This window comes from Enterococcus sp. AZ141 (assembly GCF_051714385.1).
GTDB classification, from domain to species: Bacteria; Bacillota; Bacilli; order Lactobacillales; family Enterococcaceae; genus Enterococcus_D; species Enterococcus_D entomosocium.
The window spans coordinates 80,110-94,822 of record NZ_JBIORT010000002.1; the positions used below are offsets into that span (position 1 = coordinate 80,110).

The following is a 14,713-nucleotide window of genomic DNA, read 5'->3' on the forward strand; positions in this document are numbered from 1 at the left end:
ATGAAACGAATGATTTTTACAATCATTCAGGGAATAGGGATGGCCGTTGCGCTGTCCCTTCTTAGTATGTGGATCGGCGAACAATTTTTTTCAACGTATCTTCATAGACTTCCTGAAGCAAGACACGGAATTTCCATTTCTGCCGCAACGTTCTCTATTGTATTGGCACCGATCATTGAAGAATACTTGATACGAGTCAAACTATTGCCTTTTTTGATTCGACGCACGAATTTACCAGCTGCAGTCTTTTTCTCCAGCTTCATTTTTTCTGTTTTACATGGGCAGGTTTTTCTACTGCCCTATTTTTTAAACAGCCTGGTCTATTCATGGGTTTCACTAAAAACAAAAAAAGCCTATGGATCGATGATCGTTCATAGTGCTTATAATTTTATTGCCCTGATTCCTGGTTTATAAGAAATCTAAACCATTTTTCGTTATACTGATTATCAATCACAAAAAAAGAGGTGTTTATGTATTGACTACCGTAATTTTAGCTGAAAAACCAAGTCAAGCAGCTTCCTATGCAGGTGCTTTTAAGCATAGCGTGAAAAAGGATGGCTTTTTTGAGATCCAAGATCCAATTTTTTCAGATGAGACCTTTATCACCTTTGGCTTCGGTCATTTGGTCGAATTAGCAGAACCAGGACATTATGATGAAAAATGGAAGAATTGGGCATTGGATGCATTGCCTATCTTTCCGCAACAATACGATTTTCAGGTCGCAGCTGATAAGAAAAAACAATTTAAGATCGTTTCCGGACTGTTAAAGAAAGCCGATACGATCATAATTGCAACAGATAGCGATCGAGAGGGGGAAAATATCGCCTGGTCGATCATTCATGAATCAGGCGCTTTTTCTACACAAAAAACATACAAGCGTTTATGGATCAACAGTCTTGAAAAAGATGTGATTCGCAGTGGGTTTCAAAACTTAAAACCAGGAAGGGACTATTATCCTTTTTATCAAGAAGCACAGACACGGCAAATTGCCGACTGGCTCATTGGCATGAACGGGAGTATGCTTTACACGTTGAATCTTCGTTCAAAAGGGGCAAATGGAACGTTTTCTCTTGGACGGGTACAAACACCAACGCTTTACATGATCTATCAACGCCAACAACTGATCGAGCAGTTTAAAAAAGAACCATTTTATGAAATCGAATCATTGATCAAGGCAACGAATGGCTCGTTCAAAGCCCTATTAAGCCCGTCACAACGTTTTTCTACTAAAGAGGAACTACTTTCCTTTGTTTCTTCTAAGGGCGCTACAATCGGCACACAATCAGGCACGATCAAAGATCTTCAAACAAAAATGAAGAAAACGAATAGTCCCAATTTATTCTCATTGAGCAGCCTGCAGTCAAAAATCAATCAGCTGTACAAAGCAACAGCCAGTCAGACGTTGAAAGCCATGCAAGGACTGTATGAAGCAAAATTGTTGAGCTATCCAAGAACAGATACACCATTTATTACAAACAGTGAATTTCAATACTTAAAAGCGAATTACGACAGTTATGCCCGTTTTTTATCCATAGATGAACCCATGGCACAAGATCAGCCAAGAAAGCGATATGTCGATGGTAGTAAGGTGCAAGAGCATTACGCCATTATCCCAACGAAGCAAGTCGCAAGTGAGTCAGTCTTTAATAAATTAGATGATCTACAAAAGAAAATCTATCTGCTCGTCATGAAAACAACGATCGCCATGTTTTTACCAGATCACACGTATGAAGAAACCGTAATAGAAACTATGGTATCAAATCTCTGTTTTAAAGCGACGGGAAAAGTGCCAAAAGTCGAGGGATGGAAAATCCTATTCAAAGCCGATACCAACAAGGAGAACGAAGAGAGCCAACCATTACCAGTTGTGATGATCGGTGAAGCGATTCAAGCGGAGGTAAAAAGCGTACAGAAAGAGACGCAGCCACCGAAACCATTTACTGAAGGCACGTTGCTTACAGCAATGAAAACGGCTAATAAGACCGTAGATGATGAACAAGCGATCAAGATCCTTCAGGAAGTCGAAGGAATCGGTACAGAAGCGACACGTGCGAGCATTATTGAAACACTGAAGCAAAAAGAATATATCAAAGTAGAAAAAAATAAATTGATTGTTACCGAAAAAGGAAAATTATTGTGCCAGGCAGTCGAAAGCCAGCACTTATTGACGAGTGCTGAAATGACGGCAAAATGGGAAACATACTTAAAGAAAATCGGGAAAAAAGAAGGGAATCAAGAGACCTTTATTGCCAATATCAAGAAGTTTATCGTGCATTTGATCGAACACGTGCCAGATGATGTTCAGAAGTTGAATTTCCACACCTACCAAGCGGAAGTCAAAAGAGAAGCTGATAAGCAGACGATCGGTAAATGTCCGAAATGTGGCGGAAATGTGGTGTTGAAAAAGTCTTTCTACGGTTGTTCGAATTATCCCGACTGTACGTTTACGTTATCTGATCAGTTCCGGAAGAAAAAATTGACGAAAACCAATCTGAAGGATTTGTTAGTCGGGAAAGAAACCGTGGTTTCAGGAATCAAAAAAGCAGACAAGACGACCTATAATGCAAAAATCAAGTTGAGCGATACCGGACAGATCACTTTTGTATCATTTGTCAATGCGCCAAAAAAAGCGAAGAAAGTAGGGAATAAAGCATGATCAATAACGTCGTATTAGTAGGAAGATTAACGAGAGATCCAGAATTAAAATTTACACCGAACGGGGCTGCAGTGGCCACGTTCACTTTGGCCGTGAATCGGAATTTTACCAATCAAAGCGGTCAAAGAGAAGCGGACTTCATCAATTGTGTCATTTGGCGCAAACCAGCCGAAACCCTTGCCAATTACGCCAAGAAAGGGACGCTTCTCGGCGTGACTGGACGTATTCAGACAAGATCTTACGATAACCCACAAGGACAGCGAGTGTACGTCACAGAAATCGTGGCAGAGACGTTTCAATTAATGGAGTCAAAAGATGTGTCTGAGCAGCGTGCGAATGAATCCAACGAAACAGCTGAAAAAAGCAAACCAACACCGCCACCGCTACCTAAACAAGAAACGGATCCATTTGCACAAAGCAGTTCGGCAATCGACTTACCAGATGATGATTTACCATTTTGAGAAACAAAGACCTGGAATCTTTTTCCAGGTCTTTTTTGAGTTAAAAAAGAAATTATTTAGGTTCAAACGACAGCTGTTTGTATCACCTATCATGAAAAGAGGAATAATGTGCGATTATTTGATGTTCACCAATTTGAATTACCTGAAAAAGAGGTGATCGATTGGGAAAAAACCAAAGGAGAGATCGGATCGATGCTCTCTAGTTATCTTGTTTCAAGAGAAAGGATGGGATTGACGAGAATGCCGCCGATCCATTCAACGTATTCGCTCTTAGACCAAGATATACCAGAAATCAAACACTCTAGCTTTGTTCAAGAAAATCAGCAGTTCAAACAAGAGTTTCTTTATTTTCACCACTTGTTTTCTTTGGGTCTGACGGCCATTAGCCATCCATATAAACCAGAAATCACCGATCGGAGACGAAAGATTTTTTTGATGCGTTTTGTCTACGGATTATCAATCAATCATGTGAGCGATCGGATCCATTATCAGAAAAATGTGATCGTTGATGATTCTCAATCAAGCTTACTACAGTTTGCGAATGCTTTGTCTATCCTGGTATTAAAAGAACAAGAGATCTCTGCTTGATCCAGGTATTTTTTTCTATTGATCACTTCGGGTTGTGTCAACAACACGGTTTCTGAAGGAGCGGTGGTGGTGGCTGGAGCGACTGAAGGAACAAGCTTTTTGCTTGAATAATGTCGAGAAAAAAACGCTAAAAACCTTGATAAATCTAGGTTTTTAGCGTGGGTTATGGTATAATATGAGTACAGTAAAGTTTGTGACGGTGGCTATCTTTTGGAAGGTGGTGATGCTTATGAAAGTAAGTGTTCACTCTTTAGAAAGGAGAAGCCTTTTGTCTGTAGCTGAAGCATTAGGGCTAATGATTAGTTTCGGTTCTTTAATCGCAACGATCATCTTTGGCATCCTAACAGCAGTGAAAAATGACAAAAAAAAATAACCGTCTACTTTAGCGAGTCAGCGGTTATTTTTTATATATAACTAATGTCGCCACCGTCTTAAATGGTGCTGTAGGGGAGTTGTTAGCGCAACTCCTCTTTACATATTCAGTATAGCAAGATTTCAGCGAAATATCAACCTTTTGCTCTACAGACGTGCCTTGCACGTCTATTTTTTTTGCCCTCCTAAGTGGTGGAGGCGGCTGGAACGTGGAAGGCAAAAAAAATCGCTTTTCTTTCTTAAAAAAAGGTCTAAGTACCACCATTGTTCCGAAATTTAACAAACCATTTCCTCGGTATTCTTAATCCATCAGGTACTTGAAATACCTTTCATGCGCATGAAGAAACTGAGTGAACAATGGAAAATGGTACAACAGAAAATAAAGGCACCTTTTTAGATCTTTTTTCAGGAATCGGAGGATTTCGTTTAGGGATGGAACAAGCTGGCTACCGATGTGTTGGGTATTGTGAGATCGATGGCCATGCCAGAAAAAGTTATCAATCAATTTTTGACACAAAACAGGAGGTAGAAATGCATGATATCACAAAACTTTCAGATGAATTTATTCGAGGAATCGGACGTGTGGACATTATCACGGGAGGATTTCCGTGCCAAGCTTTCAGCCTTGCAGGAAAAAGAAAAGGTTTTTCAGATACTAGAGGAACTCTCTTTTTTGAGATTGCACGCTTCGCATCTATCTTGCGACCTAAGCTTTTATACCTTGAAAACGTCAAAGGACTCCTCAACCATGAACGAGGGGCTACGTTTGAGACGATCCTCCGAACCCTGGATGAATTGGGGTATGACGTGGAGTGGCAACTGTTTAACAGCAAAGAGTTTGTCGCCCAAAACAGAGAGCGTGTATTTATTATCGGACATCTTAGAGGAGCAGGTACCAAAAAGATTTTTCCTCTCACAAGAGAAGAAGGATCAGCTGATCAAAAATCAGGAAGGATCCATTTAGCTGGAACGACACATGCAGCGAATGATTTAAGTCGATTTACACGAGAAAGAACGTACTATACGGACGGTCTGATGGGGACTTTGACCGCAACGGACTACAAAACACCGAAACAAATCGTTGTTGGCAACGTCAATCCAAGCGGTGGAGGAATGAATGGCCAAGTGTATGACGCTTCAGGACTTAGTCCTACGATCACCACAAACAAAGGAGAAGGAAATAAAATTGCGATCCCGATCCTAACGCCAGATAAAGCTACTATTCGTCAAAACGGCCGTAGAATGAAGGAAAATGAAGCGCCGATGTTTACCTTAACCACACAAGATCGTCACGGAATTATCGTGGCAGGGTCGATCGATGGTTCCTATCGATCAGCTGCAGCGATCCATTCCGTAGATGGGTTATGCCCTACACTTACCACCATGAATGGTGGCGGCCACGAACCCAAAATACTGGTGAAAGAAGCCACGAAAAAAGGCTATACTGCAGCACTACCAGGCGATAGTATTAATTTCGCTTATCCTAAATCTACAAAACGTCAGGGACGTGTGGGAAATCAGCACGCAAATACCGTCGTTACAGGTGATCAGCAAGCCGTAGTAACTGATGATTTTCAGATCCGGAAACTAACACCACTTGAATGTTGGCGACTGCAGTCGTTTCCTGATTGGGCCTTTTTGGCAGCGAAATTCGGTAATAGGCAGATCGCTGAAGAAATAATCAGTAACGGGCTTGATCACTATAACTGCAGATACGATCAAGAAACTTCGGACAGCCAGCTGTACAAACAAGCTGGAAATTCGGTTACTGTATCAGTCATTTATTTCATAGCAAAACACTTTCAAATTGGCTAAAATCAACTTTTTTGACAATAAAAACGGATATTGACCCAACAAATCAATCAGTAGAATAAACGTATCAAGACTTGAATAAAAGATTTAGGCCTGAATCGTTAGGATGAACCAAATGATTCAAAAAGATACGATTTATTTTGAAGATTGTTTAGAAGGAATGAATAGAATACCAGATGGTTCGATCGATGCGATCATCTGTGATTTACCGTATGGAACGACAGCTTGTGCATGGGATAGTATCTTGCCTTGGGATCGCTTATGGGCGCAGTATTTGCGAGTCATAAAACCTGAAGGTGCGATCGTTTTATTTGGTGCAGAACCTTTTTCTACTCAACTGCGAATGAGTAACTTCAAGGATTACAAGTATGATTGGTATTGGATGAAAAATACGGCGACCGGCTTTGCATTTGCGAAAAAACAGCCGATGAGATCAGTGGAAACGATCTCTGTATTTTCCAAAGGATCTGCGATCTATTATCCTCAAGGATTGCAACGGATCCAACAACCTAAGATAAGAGTCAGAAACACCACGGAAGGGTCTATTTATCAGTCGGAATCCTTAGCAGAAAAAGCGTATGTCCAGGAATACACAGGTTATCCGAACAATATTTTGCGTTTTGATAAAGAATCAATGCACACTTTCCATCCAACTCAAAAACCAGTGAGTCTATTGGAATACCTGGTTAAAACATACACTAAGAAAGGAGATCTCATATTAGACAACTGCATGGGAAGTGGCACGACGGCGGTTGCTTGTCTAAATACAGAACGTCACTTTATCGGTTTTGAAACAAATGCCGAGTACTACACGAAAGCAATCGATCGGATTCAAAACAATGTGACCCAGCTGGATCTTTTCGAATAAAATAAAAAAAAGACGATAATAGATTGTCATTATCGGTATACCGTGGTATAATAAATACAACGGTATACCGATATATTTGATTTTTAGAAAGGATCTATAACTATCTGAAGATCCGGTATACGAATAAAAAAGGGAGGGATCACTACTGAAAAATCAAAAAAGCACTTATTCTGAGTGGGTCAGAACAAGTGCAAGTAACAAATCCTTTGACGGGAATGCTACTACTCAAAATATACCATAATTGTGAGTAGTGGCAAGTTTTAATTGTCATACTCCTTTCAGGAGGAAAAAAGATGTACGCAGATAAAGATAAAATAGAATGGTTGCTTTTTGAAAGTGGAAAATCATTGTATGAAATTCAAAAAAAATCAGGAGTTGCCGCAACAACTGTTGCAGATCTTGCTCATAAAAGGTCTTCTATAGAAAGAATGCGATTTGATAATGCCGCCAAGCTTACAAAACTTGCGGATCAATTAAAAGAAGAAACCACTGAATAATCAGAGCTTGATCTTGTAACTCCTTATCTCTAGGAGGAAAAATAATGAATGCCGTTTTAAATAAGAAAAAATGTACTGTGATATTTGATCACTATGAAGATAATAACAATGTAGCGATTCAATTGACTAAGAAAAGAAGAGGTCAGTCTGAAGAAGAGCTGGTTGTAACGGCCACGGTGAACACGAGTATCGGAATCAAACAAGATTTTGTCGCAATCAAAGGGTGGTCTGAAAATACGGGCATTGAAGAGGTACTGATAGCAGCTGGTGTCATTTGTGAGGAATCTGTAGGGGCAATTCCTTGTGGCATGGCTGTTGCAAAAGTCTTTCCGCTTACAGAAGAAGCAAAGGAAGTCATGAAAAACAATCAGTAGAAAAGAGTCCGTTCAAAGCTGCGGCGAGTGTGATTTACGCTCGCTGCGTCATTTATCAAATCTACGATCGTTTCAATGAAGGAGAGCGAGTTATGGCCATTGCAAAAGGAAATACACGTCTTCCTGTAACGCTTAATGAAAAGAGGAAGCAGGGACTGAAGCACTTGAACACCAAGTACAAGAAAAGTGAATCGAAATTAATGTGTATCGCTTTAGATATGTTGCTTGAGCAAGAAAAAGCGGGATTTGAGATTCCTGCGCTCAGAAAGTGACCGCACTTTATTTTCTATTTCATTGAAGTGCTATCACTTATCAGTGAAACCGTTATCTAATACGTGGTAAACTAAAATCAGACAAAAGGTGAAATCCAATGGATGAAAAAGCCAAAAAGAAAATCGTAAAATTATTAGCTCTTGCCAATGATGCCAATGACGAAGAGTCGATGTCAGCCTTAGCAAAAGCACAAGAGTTGATGCTTCAGCATAATATCGATGAATCAGACGTTTTTTATTATAAGCAAGAACAAAAGTCAGAAGCAGTGATCAATACGGTGATTTATGAAGGCCGGCCACAAAAATGGCTTTACCGATTAGCGAGGATCATTGCTAAAAATTTTCGTGTCCGGTATTACTATGTGTCCGGAAAACCGATTGAACTTCACTTTGTTGGGATCATGTCCGATGTACAAATTGCTCAAATCACGTTTGAGTATGCTCGTGGCAGTGCCAGCTATTGTGCAAGGCAGTTTCTTCAGTTACCTGAGATCAGACGAAAATACAAACGGAAATGGCAGTTAAAACAAGACTATTTGGAAGGATATTTGGAAGGTTTGTCGCAAACATTTCGAAAACAAGTGCTAGCAAACGGCTATGAATTGGCTTTACAAGTGCCTGAAGTGGTTCAGGCTGAAGTCGAAAAAATTGGGCTGGTACCTGGTAAAGATACCTCTCACAACGTGAAGGATCGGGAAGCATTTTACTCCGGTTATGCAGAAGGTGTCCGTTTTAAAGATAAGGATCGATTAGGTGCTTAATCGTATGTTGAAAGGAGACTTATAAGGATGGCTGCAGAAAGACAATGTTACGGTGGACAATGGAAAGTACCAATAACGCCCTACAATCGGCGCTTATACTGGCCGCCTAGTTGGATCAAATGTGATTGTGGTGAGTTAGCAAAACGAGTTTATGTAAGAAAAGGTGACTTTCTTTATCCTAATGGTCAATATTTATGTAAAGCGTGTCAACGGGAGTACCAGAAGGTCGATGGAAGAGATCACTTTATCCTGGTCAAACCGAATGAAAAATGATGTATGTGGTAAACTAGTTTCTATTGAAGATAGAAAAGAAAAAGTTTGGACAGTGATCGTTTTAAACCATTTTTCTAAGGAGTTGATGGGCTTTTTAAGTAACGCTGCGACGGTTGAAAACTTGCAATTTACGCAAAGAAAAGAAGAGTTAGGTATTTTTAAGGAGAACGAAGCAAAGACAATCCTTGATGCCATACTTGCGCTAAATGATGAAGAGGATGTGATCCGCAAAACTTTTACAGATAGCGGTCATGAAGACTGGGTATCCGGAAAGTATTTTGATTTTGAAATTGCAAAAGTGACGTTCGAATAATCACTGAAGGAACGGTCAAAACTGATTAGAGGAGGAACAATAATGGAGGAATTATTTCTAAACAAAGAACACATTGCCAGATTTAATTTTATGATGGATGAATTGAGTTTTACGGATCTTCGGGATCCTTATTGGCGTAGTTTGGTTTTTATCTTCACTGGTGATGAAAGATTATTTAACCAACGTCGCTCGATGGTTAATTTTGTCCAAAAAGAAATCAATAGTGACCTATGGTTTGATGGTACTTTGTCCGGTGGGGAGCAACGACTGGTTGCTTTAGCCTATAACTTGTTTACCAATCAAGATTTCTATGAATTCGAAGACGGGAAGAGGTATAATATTTCGCCATTAGAAGTATTTTCTGGTGTTGATGAAGCTGGTTATCAGCTGGCTAAGAATGCAATCGATATTAGGCTGCAATATTATTGATTAACTTATCGTTCTGGGAATATAAAAAGGGAACATAACTTAAATAAGTTGCGTTCCCTTTTTTTGAATTCGATGTTAAAAGTCTTGATTAGTTTGAATTTTGCATTACGCTTGCATAGATATTAGCAAATCCTGCTTGAATATTTTCATAACTCGAAATCCGCTTTTCAAAACAATACAACTTTTGATTTTGTCAATCAATAAGCTGATTAGTTATTCCGTATACTATATGTTCTTTGATTTCATCATTATAATCTCTTTGATATGAAAATTTATAATTCATACCTAATTTCTTAGCAACTTTTTCAGAAGAAACGTTTTCTGGAACAAATTGTGCTAATACTTCTTTTCCTTCTTGCTTTTGAAAGAAGTGTTGAATTAACTCTCGAATTCCTTCAGTAGCATATCCATTACCTTGAAATTCTTCTTTTACAATATATGCAATCTCAAAGACTTCTTTATTTTCAATACAAGTAGGTAAAATACCAACAATTCCAATATTTTCTGCAGTATCTTTTTTATCAATAAAATAATAGCTCGTTCCATATTCACCATATTGACTAATTATTTTTTCAACCCATAAATCAACTTCAGATTCAGAATATGTTTTCCCCCATCCTAACATCATTAAATTTTTATCTTGAATTATTGCTTTTAGTAACCCTTTATTTTCTGAATTTATTTCTTTAAATTTCATTCGATCACTTTCTAGATTCATATTTCTTCTCCTTAATCTAACATAATTAAACATCTTATTTATTTTTAATCCAAGATTATTCACTAATCTTGGAAAGTATATTTTATCCACTTTTTTTCAATATCATTATACCTTAACTCATTACTATTACAAATTTTCAATAGTTTTTATCAAATTATTTAACTCAACTCAAATGATTACTTATCATCAAAATATATTTTAAGTAAAATATAAGCTGCTGGACTGTACTAATGTATCTGACAGGATCTAATTAAATTGGAGTCTATGGATTTTTAGAACAATCCATCAACAGGGTCAGAAACTTAAAAGTTTTTGATCCTTCTTTTTTTGCAATTTGCATGATTTAGTGGATCGTTGTAGTAGTCTGGAAACATTCCTTTTTCTAGTGGAGCTCGCTTTACTTCTTCTTTATTTTATGTCCGTTTTTCTAAATTTGCGTGTCGAAGTGAAAATTTCGATTATTCATTTAATAAAGAATCTTGTAATCTAGGAGATGCAAGAAAGGTTTGCTATTGAGCCTTATTTGTTTATTCTCATGTATTAAAAACCTTCGTTTTTGGGTTTGCAGAAAAAAAGGCATTCGAACAGGTCGAATGCCAAAATAATTGTTGTTAAATTAAGGTTTCTTAGATTTGACAGATATATGGAATGACCAATCTAAAAAACGAAGATTTTTGAGACGACTATTTAAAGGAGGAGGGAAGATGCATAAAACGGTTGGACGTTTGATTGGGATGCTCGCAGTGTTTTTGGCACTTCAATTTCCACTGTCCGTCTATGGTACACAGGTCCAATCCGTCGAGTCAGAAGGATCTGTTGGATTTACCGGGGCGTACAAACCGATCGGTCCGCCCGATCCACCCCCAAGTACCAGTCCGCAAAAACCAGGTGGCTCATTACCCCAAACGAATATGACCGAAGGGTCATTTGCTGGTTGGGTCGGCAGTTTCTTAGTGGTCGGTGTCTTAGTGGTTGTAGGGGACAAAAGAAGAAGAGCAACACAAAAAAATAATTGAATGAAAGCAGGAATAAAGAATGAAATTTATCCGTTTAGCAACTGTAGCTGCATTATCAACAACGATCTTTGCCGGAGGCGTACAAGCCTTCGCTGAAGAGGATACAAAAGAAGTTCGTAAAACAACTACTGATGGTCAAATTACTTTTACACCAGGGAATGACGATACGATCGTTGATCCTGGTGATGAGGGTCCAGATGTAACTATTCCGCCAGTCACGGGTCCGGATGGAGAAAACAAAGGGCCTTTAACGATCGCCACTGTACCAACCATGAACTTCGGTTCACAAATTATCTCAACTACGGATGAGCATTATAACATGGTCGCTGAGATGCAACAAAAAACAGGCACGACCGGTGAAGAGAATAAAGTTCCTTATGTCAGTTTGGCACAAGTCCAAGACACTCGCGGTACCAATGAAGGCTGGGAATTGAGTGTCAGTCTAACGGAATTCCAAGCACCTACGGATACATTAAATAATGTGTTAAAAGGCGCAAAAATTACGTTGTTCGATCCGACCCTTCGTTACAGTGTCAATGATGACGCTCAGGCGCCGACCATTCACGCAAGCGGGTTGGAATTGATTCCAAATAATGATGCCGTACCGATTATGACGGCAGCAAATCACAAAGGTGCCGGTACCTCAACTGCTGTTTGGGGAGATCATGATGCGATCGCAAAACAAGTAGACGACGGCGCAGCTGTTGTGGAGAATGAGGCGATTCAACTATTCGTACCAGGTTCAACCGCCAAAGATGCGGTAACGTATACCTCTACCTTGACATGGGAATTAGAATTAACTCCTGATAATGAATTATAAGAAGTAAACCGTTCCTTTTCCGTGTTCTATTAGTCACTGGCAGCGTTGCAGATCTCTGTGGCGCTGCTTTTTTTAGAAAGGATTATGATAAATGAGACACAAACAAGCTATGCCAAGAAGACTGTGGCTACTAGCAGTACTCTTCTTTTTCTTCCCACTTTCGGCACAAGCCGAAGAGACTGCCTTGAATACACATGTCACTCCGCTTTTTCCAGAAAGCCAAGTAGATGAAAGCAAAGGGTATTATGAGCTGTTACTCGCTCCGGGTCAAAAAGAGACCCTGCAGTTGAAAGTCGGCAATTCCAGTTCAGAACCAATCAACGTTCAAGTAACGCCGCATACTGCTTATACCAATACTTTAGGGAATGTCGAGTATGGCAAAGATGCCAAAGCAGCAGACCCGACCTTGATCCATTCCTTAGATGATTTGATGACCCCTTCGGAGGTCATTACACTGGAGGGAAAAGAAACAAAGATCATAGATATTCCTTTACAGATGCCGAAAGACGCCTTTGAAGGGTATTTAGCCGGCGGTTTACGAATCACCGAAATAAAAGATGAGGAAGAAAGTGATGCCCCAGAAGGAGAAGGAGTCGCGATCAAGAATGAATTTGCCCATGTGATAGGTGTGGTCGTCAGTAATACCAGCGATTCTGTACAGCCAGAGTTGGAACTATTAGATGTCTTTGCGGACCAGTTGAACTATCGGAATGTGATCAGTGCGACCTTGCAAAACTTTACACCGGCTTTTGTGAATCGCTTGGAAGTGGAGGCAACAGTCAAACGAGCAGGAGAGAGCGACGTTCTCTATGAGGCCAGTAAAGAAATGATGCAGATGGCGCCTAATTCGAATTTCAACTTTCCGATTTCCTTAGAGGGCGACCGTTTTCGAAGCGGGAACTACGTGTTAGAACTAACCGCAAAGTCGGGAGACAATGAATGGTCTTGGACTCGTGAGTTTACGATCGATGCCGACGATGCCCGTAAGTTAAACCGGGAAGACGTCATGATCGACAATAGCCCAAATTGGTGGATGATCGGAACCATTAGTTTATTGATTCTATTGGTTGTGATTCTGCTTTATTTCGCTTCAAAGAAAAGAAGGCAAGAAAAAGAGTAAGGAGGAATGTAGCGTGAACTTTCGCAAACAAGCAGTAGTATGTACTACACTCTTACTATTGGCACAAGTGATACCATCGGGAATCACACAGGGCTATGCAGAAACGAATGGACCAGTAGATGAGCAGGCACTCACTGCTTTTCGCAGCCATCTACCAGATTATGTAGCAATTAGTACCAATACTGTTACACCGGTCGAGGAAGCACCACCAGCAATTCAAGAGTTTTCATTTGTAGAAAAGACTTCTCGGACAGGCACAAATCAACCGGTTATCTTACGTTTTACAAGTACCTATCCTGCAGATGAGGTTCTAGTACGGATACCGAAGGAAGGCCAAGTATTGGCAAGTTATTTTTCTGATGGGGAGTCCATCACGCATTCCCATGGAGAGTACTGGACGCTTCACACCAAAGGACAACAAACAGAATTTACTCTTCCTGTGGTGTTTGAGACAGCGGGAAACTACTTCTTGACTGTCGATCATGACGCGGATCATTTCTATTTAGAAGTAGAGGAAAGCACTCTAAAATCAGAGGTCCAGAAATCTTCTGATATAAAGGATCAAGAAAATACTGATTTCAAGGAGCCGCCACTTGAAAGTCAAGATGCAGAAGTGATGAGTGATATTCCCGTTGCAGTTCAACCAGTAATTGCAGCTGAGAAGAACCTATCGATACCCGAAGAACTAATTCAAACAGAAACAAATCGGATTTTGAAAGCCTCTGTTGATCCTCAGACAAGGTCAGCTCCAATTAGAAATTGGTCTCAATTTAGAAGTGCATGGAATGACCGAAATACTTCCTCAATAGTACTTACTGAGTCAATTTCCTTTTCTGGCTCGATTTTAGGAAGTTCATTAAACACCAGAAACACCTCGGTGAATATTATAGGCAGACCCGCAACTCAAGCTCGTGTAGTACTCAATATGTCTGGCTCTAACAATAATTTAGAGCTGAGTGGAGCAGCTACTTTAGAAGTAAGTGATTTTTCTTTATTGGGGGGAGACAGCAATGATCCTATTATTAAACATAATGGTAGCGGTCTAGTTGATATAAATAATATGCTTGCAGCATATAATAACAATGCATCTATTATTCATGCTCAATATATTAATCTAAGAGGATACTTTGACTTGTCTTCACCTTGGGTTGGTCCTGCGATATCTTTGGTTCGTAGTGGAACACTAACTATAACTCCAGCACCAGATAGAAGAAGCTATATATCATCTAGGGATGGTGTTGCCAATAATGGTATAAAACCTATTGAATCTGACTCTTCCAGCAGGATTATAATAAATGCAAATAGACTGACAATGGCAATGAATTCTTCTACGCCTAAGTCATCTTGGCATTCTGTCAATGCC

The 14,713-nt window shown here is 39.7% G+C and carries 19 protein-coding genes; 18 read left to right on the forward strand and 1 reads right to left on the reverse strand.

Annotation, left to right across the window (positions count from 1 at the left end):
- From IGI89_RS16595 to IGI89_RS16660, 14 genes are all read left to right on the forward strand, one after another.
- Complete coding sequence (locus IGI89_RS16595; protein ID WP_438735903.1) at positions 1 to 414, forward strand: lysostaphin resistance A-like protein; 414 nt, start codon at positions 1 to 3, stop codon at positions 412 to 414.
- A gap of 61 nt (positions 415 to 475) precedes the next feature.
- Entirely contained in the window at positions 476 to 2,656 is a 2,181-nt protein-coding gene (locus IGI89_RS16600) for a DNA topoisomerase 3 (protein WP_438735904.1), read from the forward strand.
- Complete coding sequence (ssb, locus tag IGI89_RS16605; protein WP_142975802.1) at positions 2,653 to 3,117, forward strand: single-stranded DNA-binding protein; 465 nt, start codon at positions 2,653 to 2,655, stop codon at positions 3,115 to 3,117. The genes IGI89_RS16600 and ssb overlap by 4 nt, the downstream gene beginning before the upstream one ends.
- Positions 3,118 to 3,225: 108 nt before the next feature.
- Positions 3,226 to 3,705: a transcriptional regulator gene (locus IGI89_RS16610; RefSeq protein ID WP_140966463.1), complete on the forward strand. Its 480-nt coding sequence runs from the start codon at positions 3,226 to 3,228 to the stop codon at positions 3,703 to 3,705.
- Positions 3,706 to 3,934: 229 nt separating this feature from the next.
- Positions 3,935 to 4,078 carry a putative holin-like toxin gene (locus IGI89_RS16615; protein WP_080542687.1) on the forward strand — a complete coding sequence of 48 codons (144 nt, stop codon included), beginning with the start codon at positions 3,935 to 3,937 and terminating at the stop codon, positions 4,076 to 4,078.
- Between the two features lie 356 nt (positions 4,079 to 4,434).
- Entirely contained in the window at positions 4,435 to 5,892 is a 1,458-nt protein-coding gene (gene dcm / locus IGI89_RS16620) for a DNA (cytosine-5-)-methyltransferase (RefSeq protein WP_438735906.1), read from the forward strand.
- Between the two features lie 112 nt (positions 5,893 to 6,004).
- A complete protein-coding gene (locus IGI89_RS16625; protein ID WP_144772127.1) occupies positions 6,005 to 6,757 on the forward strand; it encodes a DNA-methyltransferase in 753 nt (250 codons plus the stop codon).
- Positions 6,758 to 7,050: 293 nt separating this feature from the next.
- Entirely contained in the window at positions 7,051 to 7,254 is a 204-nt protein-coding gene (locus IGI89_RS16630; protein WP_086373464.1) for a hypothetical protein, read from the forward strand.
- 44 nt (positions 7,255 to 7,298) lie between these two features.
- Positions 7,299 to 7,628 (forward strand): hypothetical protein, encoded by a 330-nt coding sequence (locus tag IGI89_RS16635; protein WP_438735907.1) that lies wholly within the window; start codon positions 7,299 to 7,301, stop codon positions 7,626 to 7,628.
- Positions 7,629 to 7,720: 92 nt separating this feature from the next.
- Positions 7,721 to 7,900: a hypothetical protein gene (locus IGI89_RS16640; protein WP_010748127.1), complete on the forward strand. Its 180-nt coding sequence runs from the start codon at positions 7,721 to 7,723 to the stop codon at positions 7,898 to 7,900.
- 98 nt (positions 7,901 to 7,998) lie between these two features.
- A complete protein-coding gene (locus IGI89_RS16645; RefSeq protein WP_438735908.1) occupies positions 7,999 to 8,661 on the forward strand; it encodes a DUF2786 domain-containing protein in 663 nt (220 codons plus the stop codon).
- A 27-nt stretch (positions 8,662 to 8,688) separates the two neighbouring features.
- Positions 8,689 to 8,934 carry a hypothetical protein gene (locus IGI89_RS16650; protein ID WP_271773087.1) on the forward strand — a complete coding sequence of 82 codons (246 nt, stop codon included), beginning with the start codon at positions 8,689 to 8,691 and terminating at the stop codon, positions 8,932 to 8,934.
- Positions 8,891 to 9,247 carry a hypothetical protein gene (locus IGI89_RS16655; protein ID WP_438735909.1) on the forward strand — a complete coding sequence of 119 codons (357 nt, stop codon included), beginning with the start codon at positions 8,891 to 8,893 and terminating at the stop codon, positions 9,245 to 9,247. Before IGI89_RS16650 ends, IGI89_RS16655 begins: the two co-directional genes overlap by 44 nt.
- Positions 9,248 to 9,289: 42 nt before the next feature.
- Positions 9,290 to 9,676, forward strand: a complete 387-nt coding sequence (locus tag IGI89_RS16660) for a DUF6075 family protein (RefSeq protein ID WP_438735910.1) — start codon at positions 9,290 to 9,292, stop codon at positions 9,674 to 9,676.
- A gap of 193 nt (positions 9,677 to 9,869) precedes the next feature.
- Here IGI89_RS16660 and IGI89_RS16665 read toward each other — a convergent pair whose 3' ends face one another.
- A complete protein-coding gene (locus tag IGI89_RS16665) occupies positions 9,870 to 10,394 on the reverse strand; it encodes a GNAT family N-acetyltransferase (RefSeq protein WP_438735911.1) in 525 nt (174 codons plus the stop codon).
- A gap of 704 nt (positions 10,395 to 11,098) precedes the next feature.
- Between IGI89_RS16665 and IGI89_RS16670 the strand changes: the two genes are divergently transcribed.
- The 4 genes from IGI89_RS16670 to IGI89_RS16685 form a co-directional block, all read left to right on the forward strand.
- Positions 11,099 to 11,410, forward strand: a complete 312-nt coding sequence (locus tag IGI89_RS16670; protein WP_429962096.1) for an LPXTG cell wall anchor domain-containing protein — start codon at positions 11,099 to 11,101, stop codon at positions 11,408 to 11,410.
- A 19-nt stretch (positions 11,411 to 11,429) separates the two neighbouring features.
- Complete coding sequence (locus tag IGI89_RS16675) at positions 11,430 to 12,230, forward strand: WxL domain-containing protein (RefSeq protein WP_429962095.1); 801 nt, start codon at positions 11,430 to 11,432, stop codon at positions 12,228 to 12,230.
- Positions 12,231 to 12,321: 91 nt separating this feature from the next.
- Positions 12,322 to 13,350 (forward strand): DUF916 and DUF3324 domain-containing protein, encoded by a 1,029-nt coding sequence (locus IGI89_RS16680; RefSeq protein ID WP_429962094.1) that lies wholly within the window; start codon positions 12,322 to 12,324, stop codon positions 13,348 to 13,350.
- A 13-nt stretch (positions 13,351 to 13,363) separates the two neighbouring features.
- The coding region (locus IGI89_RS16685) for a pectate lyase-like adhesive domain-containing protein (RefSeq protein WP_438735912.1) at positions 13,364 to 14,713 on the forward strand (1,350 nt) is incomplete at its 3' end.

Coding starts and splice junctions, on each gene's coding strand:
- IGI89_RS16595 (WP_438735903.1), top strand. CDS start 1: ATGAAACGAATGATTTTTACAATCATTCAGGGAATAGGGATGGCCGTT.
- ssb (WP_142975802.1), top strand. CDS start 2,653: ATGATCAATAACGTCGTATTAGTAGGAAGATTAACGAGAGATCCAGAA.
- IGI89_RS16615 (WP_080542687.1), top strand. CDS start 3,935: ATGAAAGTAAGTGTTCACTCTTTAGAAAGGAGAAGCCTTTTGTCTGTA.
- dcm (WP_438735906.1), top strand. CDS start 4,435: ATGGAAAATGGTACAACAGAAAATAAAGGCACCTTTTTAGATCTTTTT.
- IGI89_RS16625 (WP_144772127.1), top strand. CDS start 6,005: ATGATTCAAAAAGATACGATTTATTTTGAAGATTGTTTAGAAGGAATG.
- IGI89_RS16630 (WP_086373464.1), top strand. CDS start 7,051: ATGTACGCAGATAAAGATAAAATAGAATGGTTGCTTTTTGAAAGTGGA.
- IGI89_RS16635 (WP_438735907.1), top strand. CDS start 7,299: ATGAATGCCGTTTTAAATAAGAAAAAATGTACTGTGATATTTGATCAC.
- IGI89_RS16640 (WP_010748127.1), top strand. CDS start 7,721: ATGGCCATTGCAAAAGGAAATACACGTCTTCCTGTAACGCTTAATGAA.
- IGI89_RS16645 (WP_438735908.1), top strand. CDS start 7,999: ATGGATGAAAAAGCCAAAAAGAAAATCGTAAAATTATTAGCTCTTGCC.
- IGI89_RS16650 (WP_271773087.1), top strand. CDS start 8,689: ATGGCTGCAGAAAGACAATGTTACGGTGGACAATGGAAAGTACCAATA.
- IGI89_RS16655 (WP_438735909.1), top strand. CDS start 8,891: ATGGAAGAGATCACTTTATCCTGGTCAAACCGAATGAAAAATGATGTA.
- IGI89_RS16660 (WP_438735910.1), top strand. CDS start 9,290: ATGGAGGAATTATTTCTAAACAAAGAACACATTGCCAGATTTAATTTT.
- IGI89_RS16665 (WP_438735911.1), bottom strand. CDS start 10,394: ATGAATCTAGAAAGTGATCGAATGAAATTTAAAGAAATAAATTCAGAA.
- IGI89_RS16670 (WP_429962096.1), top strand. CDS start 11,099: ATGCATAAAACGGTTGGACGTTTGATTGGGATGCTCGCAGTGTTTTTG.
- IGI89_RS16675 (WP_429962095.1), top strand. CDS start 11,430: ATGAAATTTATCCGTTTAGCAACTGTAGCTGCATTATCAACAACGATC.
- IGI89_RS16680 (WP_429962094.1), top strand. CDS start 12,322: ATGAGACACAAACAAGCTATGCCAAGAAGACTGTGGCTACTAGCAGTA.